16 protein-coding genes are annotated in these 19,998 nt (G+C 54.6%); all 16 read right to left on the reverse strand.

Annotated elements, in window-relative coordinates; genetic code table 11:
* The gene (locus EDF78_RS12260; RefSeq protein WP_133823186.1) at window positions 1-921 is read right to left on the reverse strand and encodes a D-alanine--D-alanine ligase; all 921 of its coding nucleotides are present in this window, start codon (window positions 919-921) and stop codon (window positions 1-3) included.
* Entirely contained in the window at window positions 914-2,389 is a 1,476-nt protein-coding gene (murC, locus tag EDF78_RS12265; RefSeq protein WP_095925276.1) for a UDP-N-acetylmuramate--L-alanine ligase, read from the reverse strand. Before murC ends, EDF78_RS12260 begins: the two co-directional genes overlap by 8 nt.
* Before the next feature lie 78 nt (window positions 2,390-2,467).
* A complete protein-coding gene (murG, locus tag EDF78_RS12270; RefSeq protein WP_095924650.1) occupies window positions 2,468-3,535 on the reverse strand; it encodes an undecaprenyldiphospho-muramoylpentapeptide beta-N-acetylglucosaminyltransferase in 1,068 nt (355 codons plus the stop codon).
* Window positions 3,532-4,740 carry a cell division protein FtsW gene (gene ftsW / locus EDF78_RS12275; protein ID WP_095924649.1) on the reverse strand — a complete coding sequence of 403 codons (1,209 nt, stop codon included), beginning with the start codon at window positions 4,738-4,740 and terminating at the stop codon, window positions 3,532-3,534. The genes murG and ftsW overlap by 4 nt, the downstream gene beginning before the upstream one ends.
* Complete coding sequence (murD, locus tag EDF78_RS12280; RefSeq protein WP_119827084.1) at window positions 4,740-6,056, reverse strand: UDP-N-acetylmuramoyl-L-alanine--D-glutamate ligase; 1,317 nt, start codon at window positions 6,054-6,056, stop codon at window positions 4,740-4,742. The genes ftsW and murD overlap by 1 nt, the downstream gene beginning before the upstream one ends.
* 2 nt (window positions 6,057-6,058) lie before the next feature.
* The gene (gene mraY / locus EDF78_RS12285) at window positions 6,059-7,141 is read right to left on the reverse strand and encodes a phospho-N-acetylmuramoyl-pentapeptide-transferase (RefSeq protein WP_095924647.1); all 1,083 of its coding nucleotides are present in this window, start codon (window positions 7,139-7,141) and stop codon (window positions 6,059-6,061) included.
* The gene (murF, locus tag EDF78_RS12290; protein ID WP_095924646.1) at window positions 7,135-8,496 is read right to left on the reverse strand and encodes a UDP-N-acetylmuramoyl-tripeptide--D-alanyl-D-alanine ligase; all 1,362 of its coding nucleotides are present in this window, start codon (window positions 8,494-8,496) and stop codon (window positions 7,135-7,137) included. The genes mraY and murF overlap by 7 nt, the downstream gene beginning before the upstream one ends.
* Window positions 8,493-9,980, reverse strand: a complete 1,488-nt coding sequence (gene murE, locus EDF78_RS12295) for a UDP-N-acetylmuramoyl-L-alanyl-D-glutamate--2,6-diaminopimelate ligase (protein WP_119827086.1) — start codon at window positions 9,978-9,980, stop codon at window positions 8,493-8,495. The genes murF and murE overlap by 4 nt, the downstream gene beginning before the upstream one ends.
* Complete coding sequence (locus EDF78_RS12300; RefSeq protein ID WP_095924644.1) at window positions 9,967-11,730, reverse strand: peptidoglycan glycosyltransferase FtsI; 1,764 nt, start codon at window positions 11,728-11,730, stop codon at window positions 9,967-9,969. Before EDF78_RS12300 ends, murE begins: the two co-directional genes overlap by 14 nt.
* A 27-nt stretch (window positions 11,731-11,757) precedes the next feature.
* Window positions 11,758-12,078: a cell division protein FtsL gene (gene ftsL / locus EDF78_RS12305; protein ID WP_095924643.1), complete on the reverse strand. Its 321-nt coding sequence runs from the start codon at window positions 12,076-12,078 to the stop codon at window positions 11,758-11,760.
* A complete protein-coding gene (gene rsmH / locus EDF78_RS12310; RefSeq protein WP_133823187.1) occupies window positions 12,075-13,016 on the reverse strand; it encodes a 16S rRNA (cytosine(1402)-N(4))-methyltransferase RsmH in 942 nt (313 codons plus the stop codon). The genes ftsL and rsmH overlap by 4 nt, the downstream gene beginning before the upstream one ends.
* A 2-nt stretch (window positions 13,017-13,018) precedes the next feature.
* Complete coding sequence (gene mraZ, locus EDF78_RS12315) at window positions 13,019-13,477, reverse strand: division/cell wall cluster transcriptional repressor MraZ (RefSeq protein WP_034787151.1); 459 nt, start codon at window positions 13,475-13,477, stop codon at window positions 13,019-13,021.
* Between the two features lie 708 nt (window positions 13,478-14,185).
* Window positions 14,186-15,190: a catabolite repressor/activator gene (gene cra, locus EDF78_RS12320; RefSeq protein WP_095924641.1), complete on the reverse strand. Its 1,005-nt coding sequence runs from the start codon at window positions 15,188-15,190 to the stop codon at window positions 14,186-14,188.
* A 167-nt stretch (window positions 15,191-15,357) separates the two neighbouring features.
* The gene (gene ilvN / locus EDF78_RS12325) at window positions 15,358-15,849 is read right to left on the reverse strand and encodes an acetolactate synthase small subunit (RefSeq protein ID WP_013577020.1); all 492 of its coding nucleotides are present in this window, start codon (window positions 15,847-15,849) and stop codon (window positions 15,358-15,360) included.
* 2 nt (window positions 15,850-15,851) lie between these two features.
* Window positions 15,852-17,570 carry an acetolactate synthase 3 large subunit gene (ilvI, locus tag EDF78_RS12330; protein ID WP_095924640.1) on the reverse strand — a complete coding sequence of 573 codons (1,719 nt, stop codon included), beginning with the start codon at window positions 17,568-17,570 and terminating at the stop codon, window positions 15,852-15,854.
* 419 nt (window positions 17,571-17,989) lie between these two features.
* Window positions 17,990-19,786, reverse strand: a complete 1,797-nt coding sequence (locus EDF78_RS12335; RefSeq protein ID WP_131694291.1) for a long-chain fatty acid--CoA ligase — start codon at window positions 19,784-19,786, stop codon at window positions 17,990-17,992.
* Between the last annotated feature and the right edge of the window lie 212 nt (window positions 19,787-19,998).

A 19,998-nucleotide genomic window follows, 5' to 3' on the forward strand; every position in this document is an offset into this window, starting at 1 on the left:
TCAGTCAGCCAGTTCCAGAATACGGAATACGAGTTGCGGGAAACTCAGTCCGGAATGTTTCGCCGCCATCGGCACCAGACTGTGGCTGGTCATGCCCGGCGAGGTATTCACTTCCAGCAGGTTAAAGCTGCCATCACCGTCCTGCATGACGTCAACCCGTCCCCAGCCGCTGCAATCGAGCGCCTGATAAGCCTGCAAGGCCAGTGCAGACAACTGCTGCTCCTGTGCTTCACTTAAGCCGCTCGGGCAAAAATATTGTGTTTCATCAGACAGATATTTTGCCTGATAGTCGTAAAACGTTCCGGCTGGCTGGATACGGATCGACGGCATCACCTGATCGCCCACGATGGCTACTGTGTATTCCGGGCCGCTCAGCCATTTTTCGATCAGTACGTTATCGTCATGTCGGAAGCCTTCCTGCAGGGCTGGCAGCAACTCTTTTTCAGTAGTCACTTTGCTCATCCCGACGCTGGAACCTTCGCGGCTTGGTTTGACGATCACCGGCAGGCCTAATTCAGCGATTTTTGCTGCCAGCGCGCCTTGCCCTGCCGCTTCGATTTGCGAACGATGCAGTGCCACAAACGGGGCGACCGGTAATCCCAGAGCCTGCCACACCAGCTTGGTGCGGAACTTATCCATGGTCAGCGCAGAGGCCATCACGCCGCTGCCGGTATACGGCAAACCGATTTGCTCCAGCAGTCCCTGCAACGTGCCGTCCTCACCACCGCGACCGTGCAGTGCGATAAAGACTTTGCTGAACCCTTCTTCTTTGAGAAGCGCCACATTAAACGTTTTGGTATCAATGCCGTGGGCATCCACACCGGATTCACGCAAGCCGGCCAGCACCGCGGCGCCTGACTGTAATGACACATCGCGTTCTGCGGAAGTACCACCCAACAATACTGCGACTTTCTCAGACATGATGTTCTTCACCTTTCTTCACTGGCTGCAGCTTTTGATCAGCCAATTTGCGGGCCACTCTGCCAACATTACCGGCGCCCTGAACCAGAACTAAATCGTCACCTTCGAGGATCTGCGCCAGACTTTCCGGCACGGCTTCAATATCAGAAACCAAAATCGGATCCAGTTTGCCGCGTGCGCGGATAGTGCGGCACAACGAACGGCTGTCTGCGCCCGGAATCGGTGCTTCACCCGCCGGATAGACATCCAGCATGATCAGCACATCCACCTGCGAAAGCACATTGGCGAAATCATCGTACAAATCACGGGTGCGGGTATAACGGTGCGGCTGGAAAATCATCACCAGACGCTTGCTCGCCCAGCCCGCACGTGCAGCTTTGATGGTTGCATCCACTTCAGTCGGATGGTGACCATAGTCATCGACCAGCATCGCACTACCGCTTTTGCCGTTCACATTCGCCAGCGCATATTCGCCGAGGAAATCGAAACGACGCCCGGTACCCTGGAAGCCTGCCAGCGCGCGCAAAATTGCGTCATCGCTGATGTTCTCATCGGTGGCTACCGCCACCGCTGCCGCAGCGTTTAAGGCGTTATGACGGCCCGGCGCATTCAGCGTCACACTGATCAGCGGCAGGTCCTGACGACGCAAGGTAAAATGCCCCTGTGCGCCAACCTGACGGTAATTTTCAATGATCACATCCGCATCTTCGCTGAAGCCGTATGTGGTCATGTGACGACCAACGCGCGGGATCAGCTCACGGATCACCGGATCATCGATACACATCACTGCACGTCCATAGAATGGCAGGTTGTGCAGGAAATTAATGAACGTTTGCTTCAGGATTTCAAAGTCACCCTGATACGTATCCATATGATCCGCTTCGATGTTGGTCACAATCGCCACCATCGGTTGCAGATGCAGGAACGACGCATCACTTTCATCTGCTTCTGCAATCAGAAAACGGCTTGAGCCCAGACGCGCATGGGTGCCTGCCGCTTTCACCAGTCCGCCGTTAACGAACGTCGGATCCAGACCGGCTTCAGCATAAATACTGGTGACCATCGCGGTGGTGGTCGTTTTACCATGCGTACCTGCCACGGCGATGCCGTGACGAAAACGCATCAGCTCAGCGAGCATTTCCGCGCGGCGGATCACCGGAATACGGGCTTCGCGTGCGGCAACGATTTCCGGGTTATCGGAAGAGATCGCCGTGGATACCACCACCACGCTGGCATCCAGCACGTTCTCAGGACGGTGATTAAAATAAATCGTCGCGCCCAAAGCCGTCAGTTGCTGTGTCACTGCGTTCGGTGCTAAATCAGAACCGCTGATCTGATAGCCTTCATTGGCCAACACTTCGGCGATACCACCCATGCCGGCACCACCGATGCCAACAAAGTGAATGTGCCGGACACGATGCATCTCAGGCACGAAGGTACGCAGTTTCGCCAATTGTTGTGTATTCACGTTTTTATTCACTATTTCAGGTTACTGATTAATCCGTTTCTTACGGCTGGGACCACACACTGCGTGGCCCGTTCAATTTCATTTTTTGCTTGCGGCAACCACTTCTGCGGCAACACGCTCGGTCGCATCGGGAATGGCGGCGGCACGTGCGGCCATCGCCATTTCCATTAGATGGGTTCTGTCCCATCCGGCCATCAGGTCAGCGACGGCTGCGGCACTAAAATCTTTCTGTTCGATAATCTTTGCGGCACCGGCTTTTTCCAGCGGCAGTGCATTCCAGTACTGCTGGCGATCTTTATGCTGAAAAGGCACAAAGATTGCCGGTAATCCTGCAGCGGCAATTTCACTGACCGTTAATGCGCCGGAGCGACAAACGACCACATCAGCCCAGGCATACGCCTCTGCCATGTCATCAATGAATTCGGTAACGTTATGCTGCGTCTGACCGGCCTTTTCGTAAGCCTGATTCACTGACGCCAGCGCACCTTTTCCGACCTGATGCCACAACGTAATTTTTTCACCCATCAGCGCCGCCACTTCCGGCATGCTCTGATTCAGCACCCGCGCACCCTGACTGCCGCCGATGACTAAAACTCGGATCGGGCCTTCGCGTCCGGCAAGGCGGGTTTGCGGTAATTCCAGCGCCAGCACGTCGGTACGTACCGGATTCCCCACCACATCGGCCTTCGGAAAAGCACCGGGAAACGCCTGCAACACTTTGGTCGCAATGTGAGACAAGCCTTTATTGGTCATGCCCGCAATGCCGTTTTGTTCATGCAGAACCACCGGAATACCCAGTGACCATGCTGCCAGACCGCCAGGGCCTGACACATAACCGCCCATGCCTAACACCACATCGGGCTGAAACTTTTTCATGATGGCCTTCGCCTGACGCCACGCATGATATATGCGAACCGGGGCGGTGAGTTGCGCTTTCAGACCTTTCCCACGCAATCCGGCGATTTTAATGAAATCAATCTCGATGCCATGTTTTGGCACCAAATCCGCTTCCATCCGGTCTGCTGTACCCAGCCAGCGAACTTCCCAACCTTGCGCGATAAGGTGATGTGCCACGGCAAGTCCGGGGAAAACATGCCCGCCGGTACCGCCAGCCATCACCATTAAACGCCGGGTATTGCCACTCATCGGGCACTCCTTACAAACGCCTGGGCTTTTGCCAGCCGCGTTTCAAAATCCACTCGCAGCAATAACACGATTGCCGTCGACATAATGATCAGGCTCGAACCACCGTAACTGATCAGCGGCAGTGTCAGACCTTTGGTTGGCAACATACCTGCCGCCGCGCCCACGTTGACCAGTGCCTGAAAACTGAACCAGACGCCGATTGAACAGGCTAAAAAGCCTGAAAAACGCTGGTCGATTTCTAATGCACGACGCCCGATAGACATCGCACGAAAAGCGACGAAGAATACCATCAACAGGGCTAAAACCACACCGAAATACCCCAGTTCTTCGCCCAAAATAGAGAAGATAAAGTCGGTATGCGCTTCCGGTAAATATTCCAGTTTCTGAACCGAATTTCCTAAACCTTGTCCCCAGAACTCACCCCGGCCAAACGCCATCAGTGACTGGGTTAACTGGTAACCGCTGCCGAACGGATCTGCCCACGGATTCCAGAAGGATGTCACGCGGCGCATACGGTACGGTTCAGCAAGAACCAGCAGCACAACAGCGAACACGCCCGAGCCGATAATGGCCAGGAACTGCCACATTTTCGCCCCCGCCAGAAACAGCATCGCCAGCGTAGTGATGAACAGCACAACCACGGTACCGAGGTCAGGCTGAGCCAGCAGCAACACAGCCAGCACGACCATTACGCCCATCGGTTTACAGAAGCCCCAGAAGTTACTGCGCACTTCATCCACTTTGCGCACCAGATAACTGGCGAGATAGCAGAACAGTGACAACTTCGAGAATTCGGCGGGCTGAATACGCAGTGGCCCGAGGGAAATCCAGCGCGATGCGCCGTTTACCGAGCTGCCCACGACCAGCACCACCAGCAACATAATCACTGACAGCAGCAGCAAAACGTTGCTGTATTTCTGCCAGACAGCCATCGGCACACGCAGTGTCACCAGCGATAAACCAAACGCCAGCCCGAGATAGATAGCATCACGTTTCGCAAACAAAAACGGGTCGTCTGCCAGACGCTGACCAATCGGCATGGACGCCGAGGTCACCATCACAAAGCCGACGATCGCCAGACCAAAGGTCAGCCACAGCAATGTTCGGTCGTACAGCACCAGCGTGACGGAGTCGCTTTCTTTGGCACCCATCACCCAGTCATTAAATTTGCCGACCAGGCTCAGCCCCGGGATACGGATCCGCATCAACCCAGCTCCTTCGCCAGTGCGGTAAAGACATCACCACGTTGTTCAAAACTGCGGAACTGATCCAGACTCGCGCAGGCTGGCGACAGTAAAACCATGTCGCCGGAAGCCACGTGCGTACTGATATCCCGCATCGCCTGTTCCATCGTCTCAAACAGAGAAGACACCTCAGGACGCAAATCCGCCAGCTCTGCACCGTCACGACCGAAGCAGTAAATACGCAGGTTATCGCCCTGCAGGTAACGCGTCAGCGGTGAGAAATCAGCAGATTTTCCGTCGCCGCCTAGTAACAGATGCAGCGTGCCATCGACGTGAAGCCCGTTCAGTGCCGCTTCGGTGCTGCCGACGTTGGTCGCTTTAGAATCGTTTATCCAGCGCACGCCGTTATGCTGCCAGGCGACCTGGAAACGATGAGCCAGACCGGTAAAGGTCGTCAGAGCCTTCAGGCTGGAAGCATGTGGAATACCAACAGCATCCGCCAGCGCCAGTGCTGCCAGCGCATTGGTGTAGTTGTGACGGCCGGTCAGCGGCATCTCACAGGTATTCAGGACTTTTTCGCCACGAACACGCAGCCAGATATCGTCCTGCTGGCGGGTCAGATGATAATCCCCCACATCGACACCAAAGCTTACGCAGCGTTTATCCGCGCCACGCACCGGCATGGTCAGGGCGTCATCGGCATTGACGACACATAGCGCGGCGTTTTCATACACTTTCAGTTTTGCCGCACGGTATTGCTGCAAACCAAACGGATAGCGATCCATATGATCTTCAGTCACGTTGAGAATGGTGGCCGCCGCCGCATGCAGACTGTGCGTGGTTTCGAGCTGGAAGCTGGAAAGCTCCAGCACAAACAAATCGTATTCGTGATCCAGCATCGTCAGCACCGGCAAACCAATATTGCCACCGACGCCCACGCGCCAACCGGCGGCTTTCGCCATTTCACCGACCAGCGTGGTCACGGTGCTTTTGCCGTTCGACCCGGTGATCGCAACGACCGGCGTCTGGGTTTCACGACAAAACAGTTCGATATCGCCGACAATTTCCACGCCAGCATCAGCCGCCGCACTCAGTGCCGGTGTTGCCAGCGCAACGCCCGGACTGGCGATAATCAGATCAGCGTCCAGCAGCCAGTCTTCATTGAGCGAACCGAGGTGACACTCAATATTTTCCGCCAGTTTATCCAGTCCCGGCGGGCTGACGCGGGTATCAATGACACGCGGCGTCACGCCACGAGCAACAAAGAAATCAACACAAGACAGGCCAGTGAGACCCAACCCGATGATGACCACTTTTTTACCCTGATAGTCAGCCATAATTACCGTACCTTCAGCGTCGCCAGGCCAATCAGCACCAGCATCAGCGAAATAATCCAGAAGCGCACGATCACGCGCGGTTCCGGCCAGCCTTTAAGTTCGTAGTGATGGTGAATCGGCGCCATGCGGAAAATGCGCTGCCCACGTAACTTAAAGGACCCGACTTGCAGGATCACCGACAGGGTTTCGACAACAAACACGCCGCCCATGATCACCAGTAAAAATTCCTGACGCAGCAGTACCGCGATGGTGCCCAGCGCACCGCCCAGAGCCAGAGAGCCGACGTCGCCCATGAAAACTTGTGCCGGATAGGTGTTGAACCACAGGAAGCCAAGCCCCGCGCCAACAATCGCGGTACAGACGATCACCAGTTCACCCGCGTGACGCAGATAAGGTATATGCAGATAGCTGGCGAAATTCATGTTACCGGTCGCCCATGCCACCAGCGCAAAACCCGCCGCGACGAAGACCGTTGGCATAATCGCCAGGCCGTCCAGACCATCGGTCAGATTCACCGCGTTACTGGTCCCGACAATGACGAAATAACTCAGCAGGATGTACAGCAAACCCAGCTGCGGCATGACGTCTTTAAAGAACGGCACAACCAGCTCAGTGGCTGGCGTATCTTTACCAATGGCATACATCGTGAAGGCCGCAGCCAGCGCAATAACCGACTGCCAGAAGTATTTCCAGCGGGCAATCAGCCCTTTGGTGTCTTTGCGAACCACTTTGCGGTAGTCATCGATAAATCCAACGATGCCGTAACCAATCAGCACAAACAGCACGCACCACACATACGGGTTAGACGGATAGGCCCACATCAGAACGGAAATGGTAATCGAGGCCAGAATCATCAGGCCGCCCATCGTTGGCGTACCGCGTTTGCTGAAATGTGATTCCGGACCGTCGTTACGCACAACCTGACCGAAAGACATTTTTTGCAGACGGGCGATCATGCGTGGCCCGATCCACAGCGACAGGAACAACGCGGTCAGCAGGCTGACAATGGCGCGAAACGTCAGATAGGAAAAGACGTTGAAGCCGGAATAATATTTGACCAAGTGTTCGGCCAGCCAAACTAACATGTTGCATTCTCCTGTAACGCGCGTACTACCTGCTCCATTGCGGCACTACGTGAACCTTTAATCAAAACGGTAATTACCGCATGTTCAGACAGTAAGCTCGTTAAACGGGCCGTCAGGGCTGCCTTATCCTCTAAATGCTCACCACATCCGCTGGCATCACTGATGATGCGGCTGTCATGGCCAATACTGAATACTTTGTCGATACCCGCGTCGCGAATCGCTTCGCCGACCTGACGGTGGCAGCTTTCGCTTTCCGCGCCCAGTTCAGCCATATCGCCGACCGCCATCACGCGGTAGCCCGGCATCTCTGCCAGTACCTGCGCCGCGGCGGTCATCGAACCGACATTGGCGTTATAGCTGTCATCGAGGAGGGTTTTGCCTTCGCTGAGCGCAATCGGGAATAAACGCCCTTTTACGGATTGCAGCGTCGCCAGACCGGCGCGTACGTTTTCCGGTGAGGCACCGACAGACAACGCCAGTGCAGCCGCAGCCAGTGCGTTAGCGATATTGTGACGGCCCGGAACCGGCAGCGACACGTCGATACGGCCCTGAGGAGAATGCAGAGTGAACGCCGTATTGAGCGGGCTGAGGCGGATGTCGGAAGCACTGAAATCAGTCTCTGCCCCTTGCACCGGAGAGAAACGCCAGACCGTCTTGCCGGTCAGCTTGTGCTGCCAGTTCGCCCAGTCATTGTTATCAGCGTTGATCACCGCAATGCCGTTTTCAGGCAGGCCTTCGAAAATCTCGCCTTTGGCACGGGCCACACCCGCCAGAGAACCAAAGCCTTCCAGATGGGCGGCAGACAAGTTATTCACCAGCGCCGTTTCAGGTTTAGCCAGCGCGGTGGTGTAGGCGATTTCACCCGGATGATTCGCGCCCATTTCGATCACCGCAAAATCATGTTCTGCGGTCAGGCGCAGCAATGTCAGCGGAACACCGATGTCATTGTTAAAGTTGCCTGCGGTGTACAGCACGTTGCCGCACTCGCGCAAAATCGCCGCCGTCATCTCTTTCACAGACGTCTTGCCGGATGAACCGGTCAGGCCGACGACGCGGGCCGGAACCTGCTGACGTACCCAGCCGCCCAGTTGCCCGAGAGCAATGCGGGTGTCCGCCACCACTAACTGCGGAACGTCCACCGGTAAGCGCTTACTTACCAGTAAAGCCCCTGAACCGGCTTTAACCGCATCAGCGGCAAAATCGTGAGCATCGAATTTTTCGCCTTTCAGCGCAACAAACAGACAGCCTTCGGTGACCTGACGGGTGTCCGTCGTCACGCTGTCGATTTGGGTATCGGTACCGATAAGCTCAGCGTTGAGCGCATCTGCCAGTGTTTGCAGGGAAACGCGGATCATGCGATCACCCCCAGCAAACGTGCGACCGTCACGCGGTCGGAATAATCGAGACGCTGATTACCGACGAGCTGGTAATCCTCATGCCCTTTACCGGCGATCAGGACCACGTCGTCTTCTTTCGCCTGCATGATGGCGCTGGTCACCGCTTCGGCACGGCCGTGGATTTCCTGCGCACGCCCTGCGTCCAGCAGACCGGCAAGGATATCCGCCACAATGGCGCGAGGCTCTTCGCTGCGCGGATTATCGTCAGTGACAATCACGCGATCAGCGTATTGCTCAGCAATGCCGCCCATCAGCGGACGTTTACCTTTATCGCGATCGCCGCCGCAACCAAATACACACCACAGCGTGCCACGACAATGCAGACGGGCTGCCGCCAGTGCTTTTTCCAGTGCGTCAGGGGTATGGGCATAATCAACCACCGCAGTAGGTTTACCCGGCGCGTTGAAGACTTCCATGCGGCCGCAAACCGGTTGTAGCTGAGAAGCCGTAGCCAGTAATTGCGTCAGCGGATAATCGAGGGAAAGCAGCGTTGCCAGCGCAACCAGCAGGTTGCTGACGTTGAACGCGCCCATGAGGCGACTATCAAACTTACCTTCGCCCCAGCTTGAATCGATATTTACGGTCGCGCCGTTGTCGTGATAATTCACGCTGCGCGCCACCAGCCAGCGGCCACTCCAGCCTGCCGGGATTTTGTCTTCCATGCTGACCGCAATTGCGCCCGGCGTTTTCGTCAGCCAGCGCGCTCCGACGTCATCGTCAGCATTAATGATTTTCTGACCGACCTGATGCGAGGAGAAAAGCTGCCATTTGGCCTCTTCATAACTTTGCATATCGCCGTGGTAATCAAGGTGATCACGACTCAGGTTGGTGAATGCGGCAGCGGCAAACGGCAAGGCAGCGACACGATGCTGAACCAGTCCGTGAGAAGAAACTTCCATCGCGGCAAAGGTTGCGCCCTGCGTCACCAGATCCGCCAGAATGTGCTGAACCTGTACCGCAGAACCGGTGGTGTTTTCCGCCGGTACGACGCTGTCCAGCAGGCCATTACCCACGGTACCCATCACCGCACTGGTTTCCCCCAGCAACTGACTCCACTGCGCCAGCAGTTGCGTGGTGGTGGTTTTGCCGTTGGTGCCGGTCACGCCTACCAGACGTAATGCTTTGCCCGGCTGCTGGTAAAAACGCCCCGCCAGTTCTGACAGCAGAACATTCAAATTCTCAAGATAAATCACCGGTACACCATGCATCTGGCAGACCGTTCCGTGCTCTTGTTCACCCTTTGCCTCGGCCACGACGGCAGCGACGCCCTGGGCAATTGCCTGGGGAATAAAACGACGCCCGTCACTGGTATGGCCTGAAACCGCGACAAACAGATCGCCGGCAGCCGCGATGCGGCTGTCCAGAATCATGTCTTTTAGCGCTACCGCCGGGGCATTACTCACCCAGGGCGCTAAGATGTCGCGCAAATTACGATCTGCCACCTGAAGCCTCTTTTTGATTATTCACTATGTCTGCGTTTTCATCGGCAGTCAGCGCATCCGGTTCAACGTTCATGGTGCGCAATACGCCGCCCATGATGGCGCCAAACACCGGTGCGGAAACGGCCCCACCGTAATATTTCCCTGCCTGCGGATCGTTGATGACCACCACAAGGGCAAATCTTGGATTGCTTGCGGGCGCAACGCCGGCGGTATAGGCAATGTATTTGTTAACGTATTTACCGTCCGGCCCGACTTTCTTCGCGGTACCGGTTTTAATCGCAATACGGTAGCCCTTGATCGCCGCCTTCACGCCACCGCCGCCAGGCAGTGCCACGCTTTCCATCATATGTACGACGGTACGTACCAGCGGTTCAGGGAAAACACGTTCGCCGGAAACCGGCGGATCAACTTTGGTGATCGACAATGGGCGATAAACGCCCATGCTGCCGATCGTTGCGTAGACTCGCGCCAGCTGGAGAGGTGTCACCATTAGCCCGTAGCCGAAAGAGAAGGTGGCCCTCTCTATGTCAGACCACCGTTGTTTTTTAGGGTATAAGCCACTGCTTTCTCCAACCAGCCCCAAATTGGTCGGTTTTCCCAGTCCGAATCGCGAGTAAGTATCTACCAGCTCAGCGGATGGCATCGATAACGCCAGTCGTGAAACACCGACGTTACTCGACTTCTGCAAGATGCCCGTCACGGAAAGCTCCGCGTAACGGGCAACATCTTTAATCTCATGACCGTTAATCCGGTACGGCAAGGTATTCAGTACGCTGTTCTCGCGCACCACGCCGTTTTTCAGCGCCGTCATCACCACCATCGGCTTGACGGTGGAACCCGGCTCGAAGATGTCGGTGATAGCACGGTTACGCATCACGTCTTTCGGCGTATCCGGCATATTGTTTGGGTTGTAAGACGGACTGTTGGCCATCGCCAGCACTTCGCCGGTTTGCACATCAACCAGTACCGCCGTGCCTGATTCCGCTTTGTTGAATGCCACGGCGTTGTTTAATTCGCGGTAAACCAGCGCCTGTAAACGTTCGTCGATGCTCAGCGCCAGATTGTGGGCGGCCTGGCTGTCAACAGTGGAGATATCTTCAATGACGCGGCCAAAGCGGTCTTTACGGATGGTCCGTTCGCCCGGTTTGCCGGTCAGCCAGCGGTCAAAACTCTTCTCAACGCCCTCAATGCCTTCGCCGTCGATGTTGGTCACACCGATAACGTGGGATGTCACCTGCCCGGCCGGATAATAACGGCGGGATTCCTGACGCAGGGAGATTCCCGGCAGTTTGAGTTTGTGAATGTATTCGCCGACCGCAGGGTTAACCTGACGCGCCAGATAGACAAAACGTCCGTTGGGATTGGCATTAATACGGGAGACAAGTTGATCGAGTGGCATATTCAGCGCATCCGCCAGTGCTTTCCAGCGGGTATCGACGGTAATGCCACCGCGATCTTTCACTTCTTTGGGATCTGCCCAGATCGCATTCACCGGTACGCTGACCGCCAGAGGACGGCCGGAACGATCGGTGATCATGCCACGGGAGGTCGGGATAGTTTGTACACGCAGGGAACGCAAATCGCCTTCTTTAACCAGTTTGTCCGGGTTAATGACTTGCAGGTAGGCCACACGCAACATCAGGCCAACCAGTGCCAGCAGGATACAGGCGCACAACAACGCAAAACGCCAGCTGATAAAGCTGGCTTGATCTTCGGGACGCTTTAACTTCGCGGTGCGTGTTGCTTTCATTAGCTGCCTGTATTCTCCGTGCGCATTTTAAGGCTGAACCACAATAATTTCTTGAGATGGATCAACGTGCTGCATCTGCAATTTCTCCGTTGCGATGCGTTCTACCCGGCTGTGATCGCCGAGGGCATTCTCTTCAAGGATCAGGTTGCGCCATTCGATATCCAGCGCATCCCTTTCCAGCACTAACTGTTCGCGCTGAGCCGTCAGTAAACGCGTACGGTGAGCGGTAGTGACCACAAAAATTGCACTGACCAAAACGGCGATCAGCAGAATCAACGGGATTTTGCCGTTGCGAAGAATATCGCTGGCGATCACTCCCACTAATCCGTGGCGTTCGTTGCCTATCACGCTGTAGTTCTCTCAGCAAAACGCAGCACTGAGCTACGTGCCCGCGGGTTTTCCGCCACTTCCGCTTCAGAAGGCATCATTTTCCCGACTGATTTCAGGGAACGTCCGCCAAGCTCCGCGATTTGTGCTTCCGTCATCGGGATACCTGCCGGTACCTGTGCGCCACGGCTATGCTGGCGGATAAAGCGTTTCACAATGCGGTCTTCCAGAGAGTGGAAGCTGATCACAGATAAACGGCCTTCAGGAGCCAGAATTTCCAGCGCACCGTCGAGGGCGCGTTCAATTTCTTCCAGCTCGCTGTTGATGTAGATACGGACCGCCTGGAAGCTGCGGGTGGCCGGATGTTTATGTTTTTCGCGTACCGGCGATGCGTTGGCGATCAGATCAGCCAGTTCTTTGGTCCGGGTCATTGGCAGTTCACGGTTGCGCTCGACGATCGCGCGCGCGATACGTTTGGCAAAACGCTCTTCACCGAAGGTTTTCAGCACCCAGGCAATGTCTTCGGCTTCCGCTTTCATCAGCCATTCAGCAGCTGAATAACCACGGGTAGGATCCATGCGCATATCCAGAGGTCCGTCACGCATGAAGGAGAAGCCACGTTCAGGATCGTCCAGCTGCGGAGAAGAGACGCCTAAATCCAGCAGCACGCCGTCGATCTTGCCTTCAAGGCCACGATCGCGCACATATTCCGCCAGATCAGAAAAGGGACCATGAACGATAGAAAAACGCGGATCATCAATAGCTTCTGCGGCTTTGATCGCCTGTGGATCGCGGTCAATCGCCAGCAAGCGTCCTTCCGGCCCAAGCTGGGACAGAATCAGACGTGAGTGGCCACCACGGCCAAAAGTTCCGTCTATGTAAATGCCGTCCTGACGAATGTTGAGGCCGTTGACGGCTTCATCCAGCAAAACGGAAGTGTGTTTGTAGTTTTCAACCATGCTTATAATGACAAGTCCTGTAATCGGTCAGAAAGAGGTTCCTGAGACGATTGTTCAGCGTCGATGTCTTCCTTAACTTGTTGATACCAGGTCTGTTCATCCCACAGTTCAAACTTATTGAACTGCCCAACCAGCATCACTTCTTTTGCGAGCCCGGCATGCTGACGCAATGTCGTTGCAATCAGCAAACGCCCGGCGTTATCCATCTGACATTCACTGGCATGCCCGAGTAACAGGCGCTGAATACGGCGCTCAACGGGATTCATGCTCGACAGACGGGACAATTTTTGTTCGATAACTTCCCACTCAGGGAGGGTGTAAAGGAGGAGACATGGGTGATGGAGGTCTATGGTGCACACCATTTGACCTTGCGATTCTTCGCTCAGCAAATCCCGATAACGGGTGGGTACGGCAAGTCGCCCTTTGCTGTCGAGGTTAACCATCGTCGCGCCACGAAACATGACCGATCTACCCCTCTGTGACCCTTTTCACCACTTTCCCCCACAAATTCCCACAGAAAAGAGTTTACGGATGGTTTTAAAACCTTGTCAAGCCAGAGCGGAGACGGTTTGGCAATATTTACGCAGCTACACAAATGCTTAGCGCAATGTGATGAGGTTTTTTAGAGGGGGAATAGAAAATAACGTCATGATTAGTTGAAGAAATTTCGGAGGGTTAATAATTTCGTTTAAAAAAAAGCCAAACTGAACATTATTTAACTATTTATATTCTTCTGCTATCTAACTCTCATTTCCTGACCGTTTTGCCATAACAAAAATCATTTTCAATTTTTTTCAGGCGATCACGTCTAAATCATCATCATTTTATCTGCCAACCCGCACGGCATAAGCCCTGAAGGAAGTTTAAAAAGCCATCAGCACCGCAGTAAACCCGGACTGTTGGAAATTAAGCGAGGAATTCTACAGCACTTTTGCGGGGAGCATTAACGTATTTTAGAAATTGATGGGAAGGTTTATATCAGCCACGGAAAGGAGAAAACATTTGTTAATAATTCAGCATGCTGGGAATGCTCCTAAATTACCCACGGAACGCCTATGGGAATTTTCGTATTTGATTATCACCCCCGGTAAGACACTTTATTCGTTTGGTTTAAACGTCACTCGCCGCTGGAAAAGAGACGGGCATTCAGATGAATCCCCGTCGGCGGATTATTTGCGGCTCAGACGCCCGCGGCGGAACAAATTGCGCCGGATGCGGGTCAGCCCGGCTTTCGGTTTCTTCGGCTCATCGAGACAGGCCAGTACCAGCTCCAGCACGCGTTCTGCCACATCGCGGTGACGCTGCGCCACCGCCAGAACCGGACATTCGAGGAAATCGAGCAGCTCATTATCGCCAAACGTGGCAATCGCCAGATCGACCGGCAAGCGCCCTTCTGTTTTCAGCGTAACGTCCATGACACCCTGCAACAGCTGGAATGAAGTGGTGAACAGCGCCTGTGGCATCGGATTGGTTTTCAGCCATTCAGCAAACACCACCGCAGCGGATTCGCGGTCGTAGGCGTTAGCGTAAAGGTATTTTGGCTGACGCGGATCATCAGCCCACGCCTGACGGAAGCCCTGTTCGCGCAGGAAACTCACCGAAAGCTCCGGCAGTGCGCCCAGATACAAGACCGATTCAGCCGGGAAGGTTCGCAGCTCCTGTGCCAGCATCAGCGCGTCATCCTGATCGGCACCGACCACACTGATGAAATGCTCAGGATCCAGCGCGCGGTCGAGCGCGATGATTGGGAAATCGTCATTGGCCCAGCGTTGGTAGAAAGGATGTTCCGGCGGCAGCGACGTGGAAATAATGATCGCATCCACCTGACGTTGCAGCAGATGCTCGATGCAGCGCATTTCGTTGTCAGGCTGATCTTCCGAACAGGCGATCAGCAGCTGATAGCCACGCTGACGCGCCTGACGTTCCAGAAAGTTGGCGATTTTTGTGTAGCTGGTATTTTCCAGATCAGGGATCACCAGGCCAATAGACCGGGTACGACCGGCGCGTAAGCCCGCTGCCACCGCATTCGGGTGATAGTTATGTTCCTTCACGACAGCCATGACTTTTTCGACTGTCTTATCGCTGACACGATATTGCTTCGCTTTGCCATTAATCACATAACTGGCCGTTGTACGCGAAACGCCCGCTAACCTCGCGATCTCATCCAGCTTCACTGAGAAAACCCCTTAATAAAGATAATGCTTTATCTAACCGCAGAAGCCCCTGCCGGGCAAGGTGTTTTACCGAATCGCTTCACCTGAGGCGCAAAAAAGAAAGCCCGGCTCAGGAGCCGGGCTTTCATCTATCAGAAAAATTTCACATCTTGCTGATTATTTACGCTTTAGCGCATGATTTTGTCGCCGCGCGAAACACCCACCACACCGGAACGTGCCACTTCCACGATTTCAGCCACATCACGGATGCTGGCTAAAAATGCGTCAAGCTTGTCGCTGGTTCCGGCCAGCTGAACGGTGTAAAGCGTCGCCGTAACATCCACGATCTGGCCACGGAAAATCTCGGTGGAACGCTTCACTTCTTCACGGCCATAGCCGGAAGCCTGTACCTTCACCAGCATGATTTCACGCTCAACATGAGCGCCCTGCACCAGTTCAGTGACGCGCAGAACATCCACCAGCTTATGCAGTTGCTTTTCGATTTGCTCCAGCACCTTGGCATCGCCGACGGTCTGAATCGTCATGCGTGACAGGGTCGGATCATCGGTTGGCGCAACGGTCAGACTTTCAATGTTGTAGCCACGCTGAGAGAACAGGCCGACTACGCGGGACAACGCGCCCGATTCGTTTTCCAGTAATACTGATAAAATCCGGCGCATGATCAGGTCCTCTCCGTTTTGCTTAACCACATTTCGTCCATCGCACCGCCACGGATGTGCATCGGGTAAACGTGTTCTGTTTCATCCACGCTGATATCAACAAATACCAGACGATTTTTCTGTTCCAGCGCCAGCGCCAGTTTGCTTTCCAGTTCTTCAGGAGAACGGATGGCGATACCCACATGCCCGTAAGCTTCCGCCAGTTTGACGAAATCAGGCAGGGATTGCATATAGGATTGTGAATGGCGGCCGGAGTAAATCATGTCCTGCCACTGTTTCACCATGCCAAGGTAGCCGTTGTTCAGGTTCACCACGATCACCGGCAAATCATATTGCAGCGCGGTCGACAGCTCCTGAATATTCATCTGGATGCTGCCGTCACCGGTGACACAAATCACCGTTTCTTCCGGCAGGCCGAGTTTCACACCCAGTGCAGCCGGCAGGCCAAAGCCCATCGTGCCGAGGCCACCGGAATTGATCCAGCGACGTGGTTTGTCGAATTTGTAATACAGCGCGGCAAACATCTGATGCTGGCCGACGTCGGAGGTCACGTAGGCATCACCTTTGGTCAGACGGTGCAGCGTTTCGATCACCGCCTGCGGTTTGATGGTGCCGGTATTTTTGTCGTAGCTCAGGCACTCGCGCCCGCGCCAGTTCTCAATATTTTGCCACCAGTCGCGCAGCGCATCGAATTCCTGCTTCTCATCGCTTTGTGCCAGCAGTTCCAGCATCTGAACCAGCGTCTGCTTCGCATCGCCCACAATCGGAATATCTGCATTCACCGTTTTGGAAATCGACGTCGGGTCGATATCGATGTGCATCACCGTGGCATTCGGGCAGTACTTCGCCAGATTGTTGGTGGTACGGTCGTCAAAACGCACACCCACACCGAAGATCAGATCTGCGTTGTGCATCGCCATATTGGCTTCATAAGTGCCGTGCATGCCGAGCATACCGAGGCTCTGACGATGTGTACCTGGAAACGCGCCCAGCCCCATCAGCGAACTGGTGACCGGCAGATTGAGTTTTTCCGCCAGCTGTAACAGTTCAGCGTCACACTCAGAATTAATCGCACCGCCGCCGACGTAAAGCACCGGTTTTTTCGCCGCCAGCAGGGTTTGTACCGCGCGTTTGATTTGCCCGCGATGGCCTTGCACCGTGGGGTTATAGGAGCGCATCGCGACCTGTTCCGGATAGGCATAAGGGAGTTTAACCTGCGGGTTCACCACGTCTTTTGGCAGGTCGACCACCACCGGACCCGGACGGCCCGTTGACGCCAGATAAAACGCCTTTTTCAGGACTGTCGGAATATCTTCCGCGCGTTTTACCAGAAAACTGTGTTTCACCACCGGGCGGGAAATCCCCACCATGTCGCATTCCTGGAACGCGTCATAACCAATGAGTGAACTGTGTACCTGGCCGGATAGCACCACCAGCGGAATGGAATCCATATAAGCCGTGGCAATACCGGTGATCGCATTGGTTGCGCCGGGACCGGAGGTCACCAGCACGACGCCCACGTCTCCCGTGGCACGCGCATAACCGTCAGCCATATGAACAGCACCCTGTTCATGTCTCACCAGCACATGATCTATCCCACCGACCGTATGCAGGGCATCATAGATATCCAACACCGCCCCGCCGGGATAACCGAATACGTGCTTAACGCCCTGGTCGATTAACGACCGGACGACCATCTCGGCTCCTGACAACATCTCCATGGTTTTGCCTCCAGGCTTTTTGCTTCTTCTATAGGATGACTTTTGTTTCAGCTAGCTGTTCTATCAGCAACGATTTAAAGATAAATCGCTGAATTTTAGGACTTTCCATCGGGCTCACAAAACCCTGCTGTTCTTATTGGCGTTCAAGAATCTAACTCAGTACCTTAGCGTCAGAACCGGAGTCAGGCAAACGCCAAAAAATGCCGCCACGGCGCCTTTTATCGGCTCGCACTGCCTTCATTCTTCCGGTCGGAACAAAACACTGCCTGCGTACGCTAACCAGTCAGAAATATCAGGAAGGCCGGAAAAATTACAGTATTAAATTATGTCGGTGACGGGCATCACGATGACAGGAAAACCGGTCAACACATGTTCACCGGTGATCTGCAAGGCAAAGACGGGATACAACGGGGGGAGAATTACTCGCGGTACAACTGTTCGATTTCTTTCTGGTAGCGGCTGAAGATGATCTTGCGGCGCAACTTCAGGGTCGGGGTCAGTTCCCCCGCTTCCATCGTGAAAGGTTTGATCAATAAGACAAACTTTTTCACCTGCTCAAAGCCCGCCAGATCATGTTGGATCTCACGTAACTGATGCGCAAACAGTGAAAGGATCTGTTCGTTTTTCACCAGCCCTTCACGGTTGAAGTAATCGATATGGTGCGCCTGCGCATAAACATTCAGCACATCAAAATCGGGCACGATCAGTGCTGAGACAAAATGCCGTTCATCGGCAATCACCGCGGCCTGCTCGATATAGCGGTCCTGCACCAGCGTGCCTTCGATACGCTGCGGGGCGATGTATTTTCCGCCCGAGGTTTTCATCAGATCCTTCAGCCGCTCGGTGATAAACACATTTCCCTGCGCGTCCATTTTCCCGGCGTCACCGGTTTTAAACCAACCGTCAGCAGTGAAGCTGGCCGCCGTTTCTTCGGGCTTATTGAAGTAGCCGCGCAGTAATGTCGGGCCACGAACCTGAATTTCGTTTTCGTCCCCGATGCGCACTTCGATTTCAGGCAAGGCGGTGCCGACAGAACCAAAGCGGAAGTCGTTTTCTTCCCAGCAGGTAACCGTCGCGCAGGTTTCAGTCAGGCCATAACCGTATTTGATTTTCAGCCCTACAGACTCGAAAAACAGGATGACATTATCATCCAGACTCGCACCGGCAGCGGGCAGGAATCGCAGATTACCGCCAAGTAAATCGCGCAGTTTTTTCAGTACCAGCTTGTCGGCCAGAAAATGGGCGGGGGCCAGCCAGAACGGGTAACGCTCACCCCGGCGCTCGGTTAAAAACTTTTCTTTTCCCTGTGCGACCGCCCAGTGGAACAGGCGTTTTTTGATCGTTCCGGCGCGGGCGACTTTGTCATGGATGGCGCTGAACACCTTTTCATAGAAGCGCGGAACGGCGCACATCACGGTGGGTTTGATGGCCTGCAAGGCATCACGCACCCGATCCGTTTCACGCAGGAAAACATTTTGTGCGCCGCAATGCATGACAAAGAAACTCCACGCGCGCTCAAACACGTGCGCCAGCGGCAGGAAGCAAAGGGAAATATCACGGTCCGTAATGCTCAGTCGCTTTTCATGTTGCTTAAGTTGCGTCGCCATACTGCGGTAATCCAGCATCACACCTTTCGCCTCGCCGGTTGTGCCCGACGTGTAGATCAGGGTAAACAGATCACTCAGATCGCAGGCATTGACCCGGACTTCACGCTCCGCGGCCAGCGCCGCATCCTGAGGAATGAGGCCAGACACATGGCGGGCAATCGGCACACCCCGCAAATCGACATCGTTATCCAGCACCAGAATATGTTTCAGCTGCGGGCAAAGCTCACGCAACGCCACCGCCGTGTCATATTGCTTCTGTCCGACCACGAACATAATGCGGATGTCGGCGTCATTGAGCACATAGGCGGATTGAGCAGGCGTATTGGTGGCATAGACCGGCACGGTAACCGCACGCAGTTGCAGGATCGCCAGATCCGCCATCGCCCATGCCATCGCGTTATTGCCGCAAATCGCGATCCGTTCCTGAACGCCCACCTGCTCCTGCAATAATACGTCGGACAGCGCATCGACTTTCTCGCCAAGCTCGCGCCAGGTCAGCGCGGTTTCCGCCACGGGCGACCATTCGCGAAACGCAGTCTGCTCAGGACGGGCACTGACTTGTTGGCGAAAACGGGTAATCAGATGATAGTCATTTAAGGTTGGATTCATTGCGCGTTTATACCGGCGTTCAGCGCAGTCAGAAAAGGGGGCGCTGACTGCATTGCTCTGTTACAAAGATTTAACGCAGTCTACCGGCAAATATTGCACGGTGAAATGAAATTGTGGGGGATGAGGCAGGCTTTCATTCAGTCACACCGTCATTTTCTGGCGGCGAAAAAAACCCACATGGCTTTAACGAGGTGCAAAAACCATGCAGGATA

Source organism: Rahnella sp. BIGb0236, assembly GCF_004364755.1.
GTDB classification, from domain to species: domain Bacteria; phylum Pseudomonadota; class Gammaproteobacteria; order Enterobacterales; family Enterobacteriaceae; genus Rahnella; species Rahnella victoriana.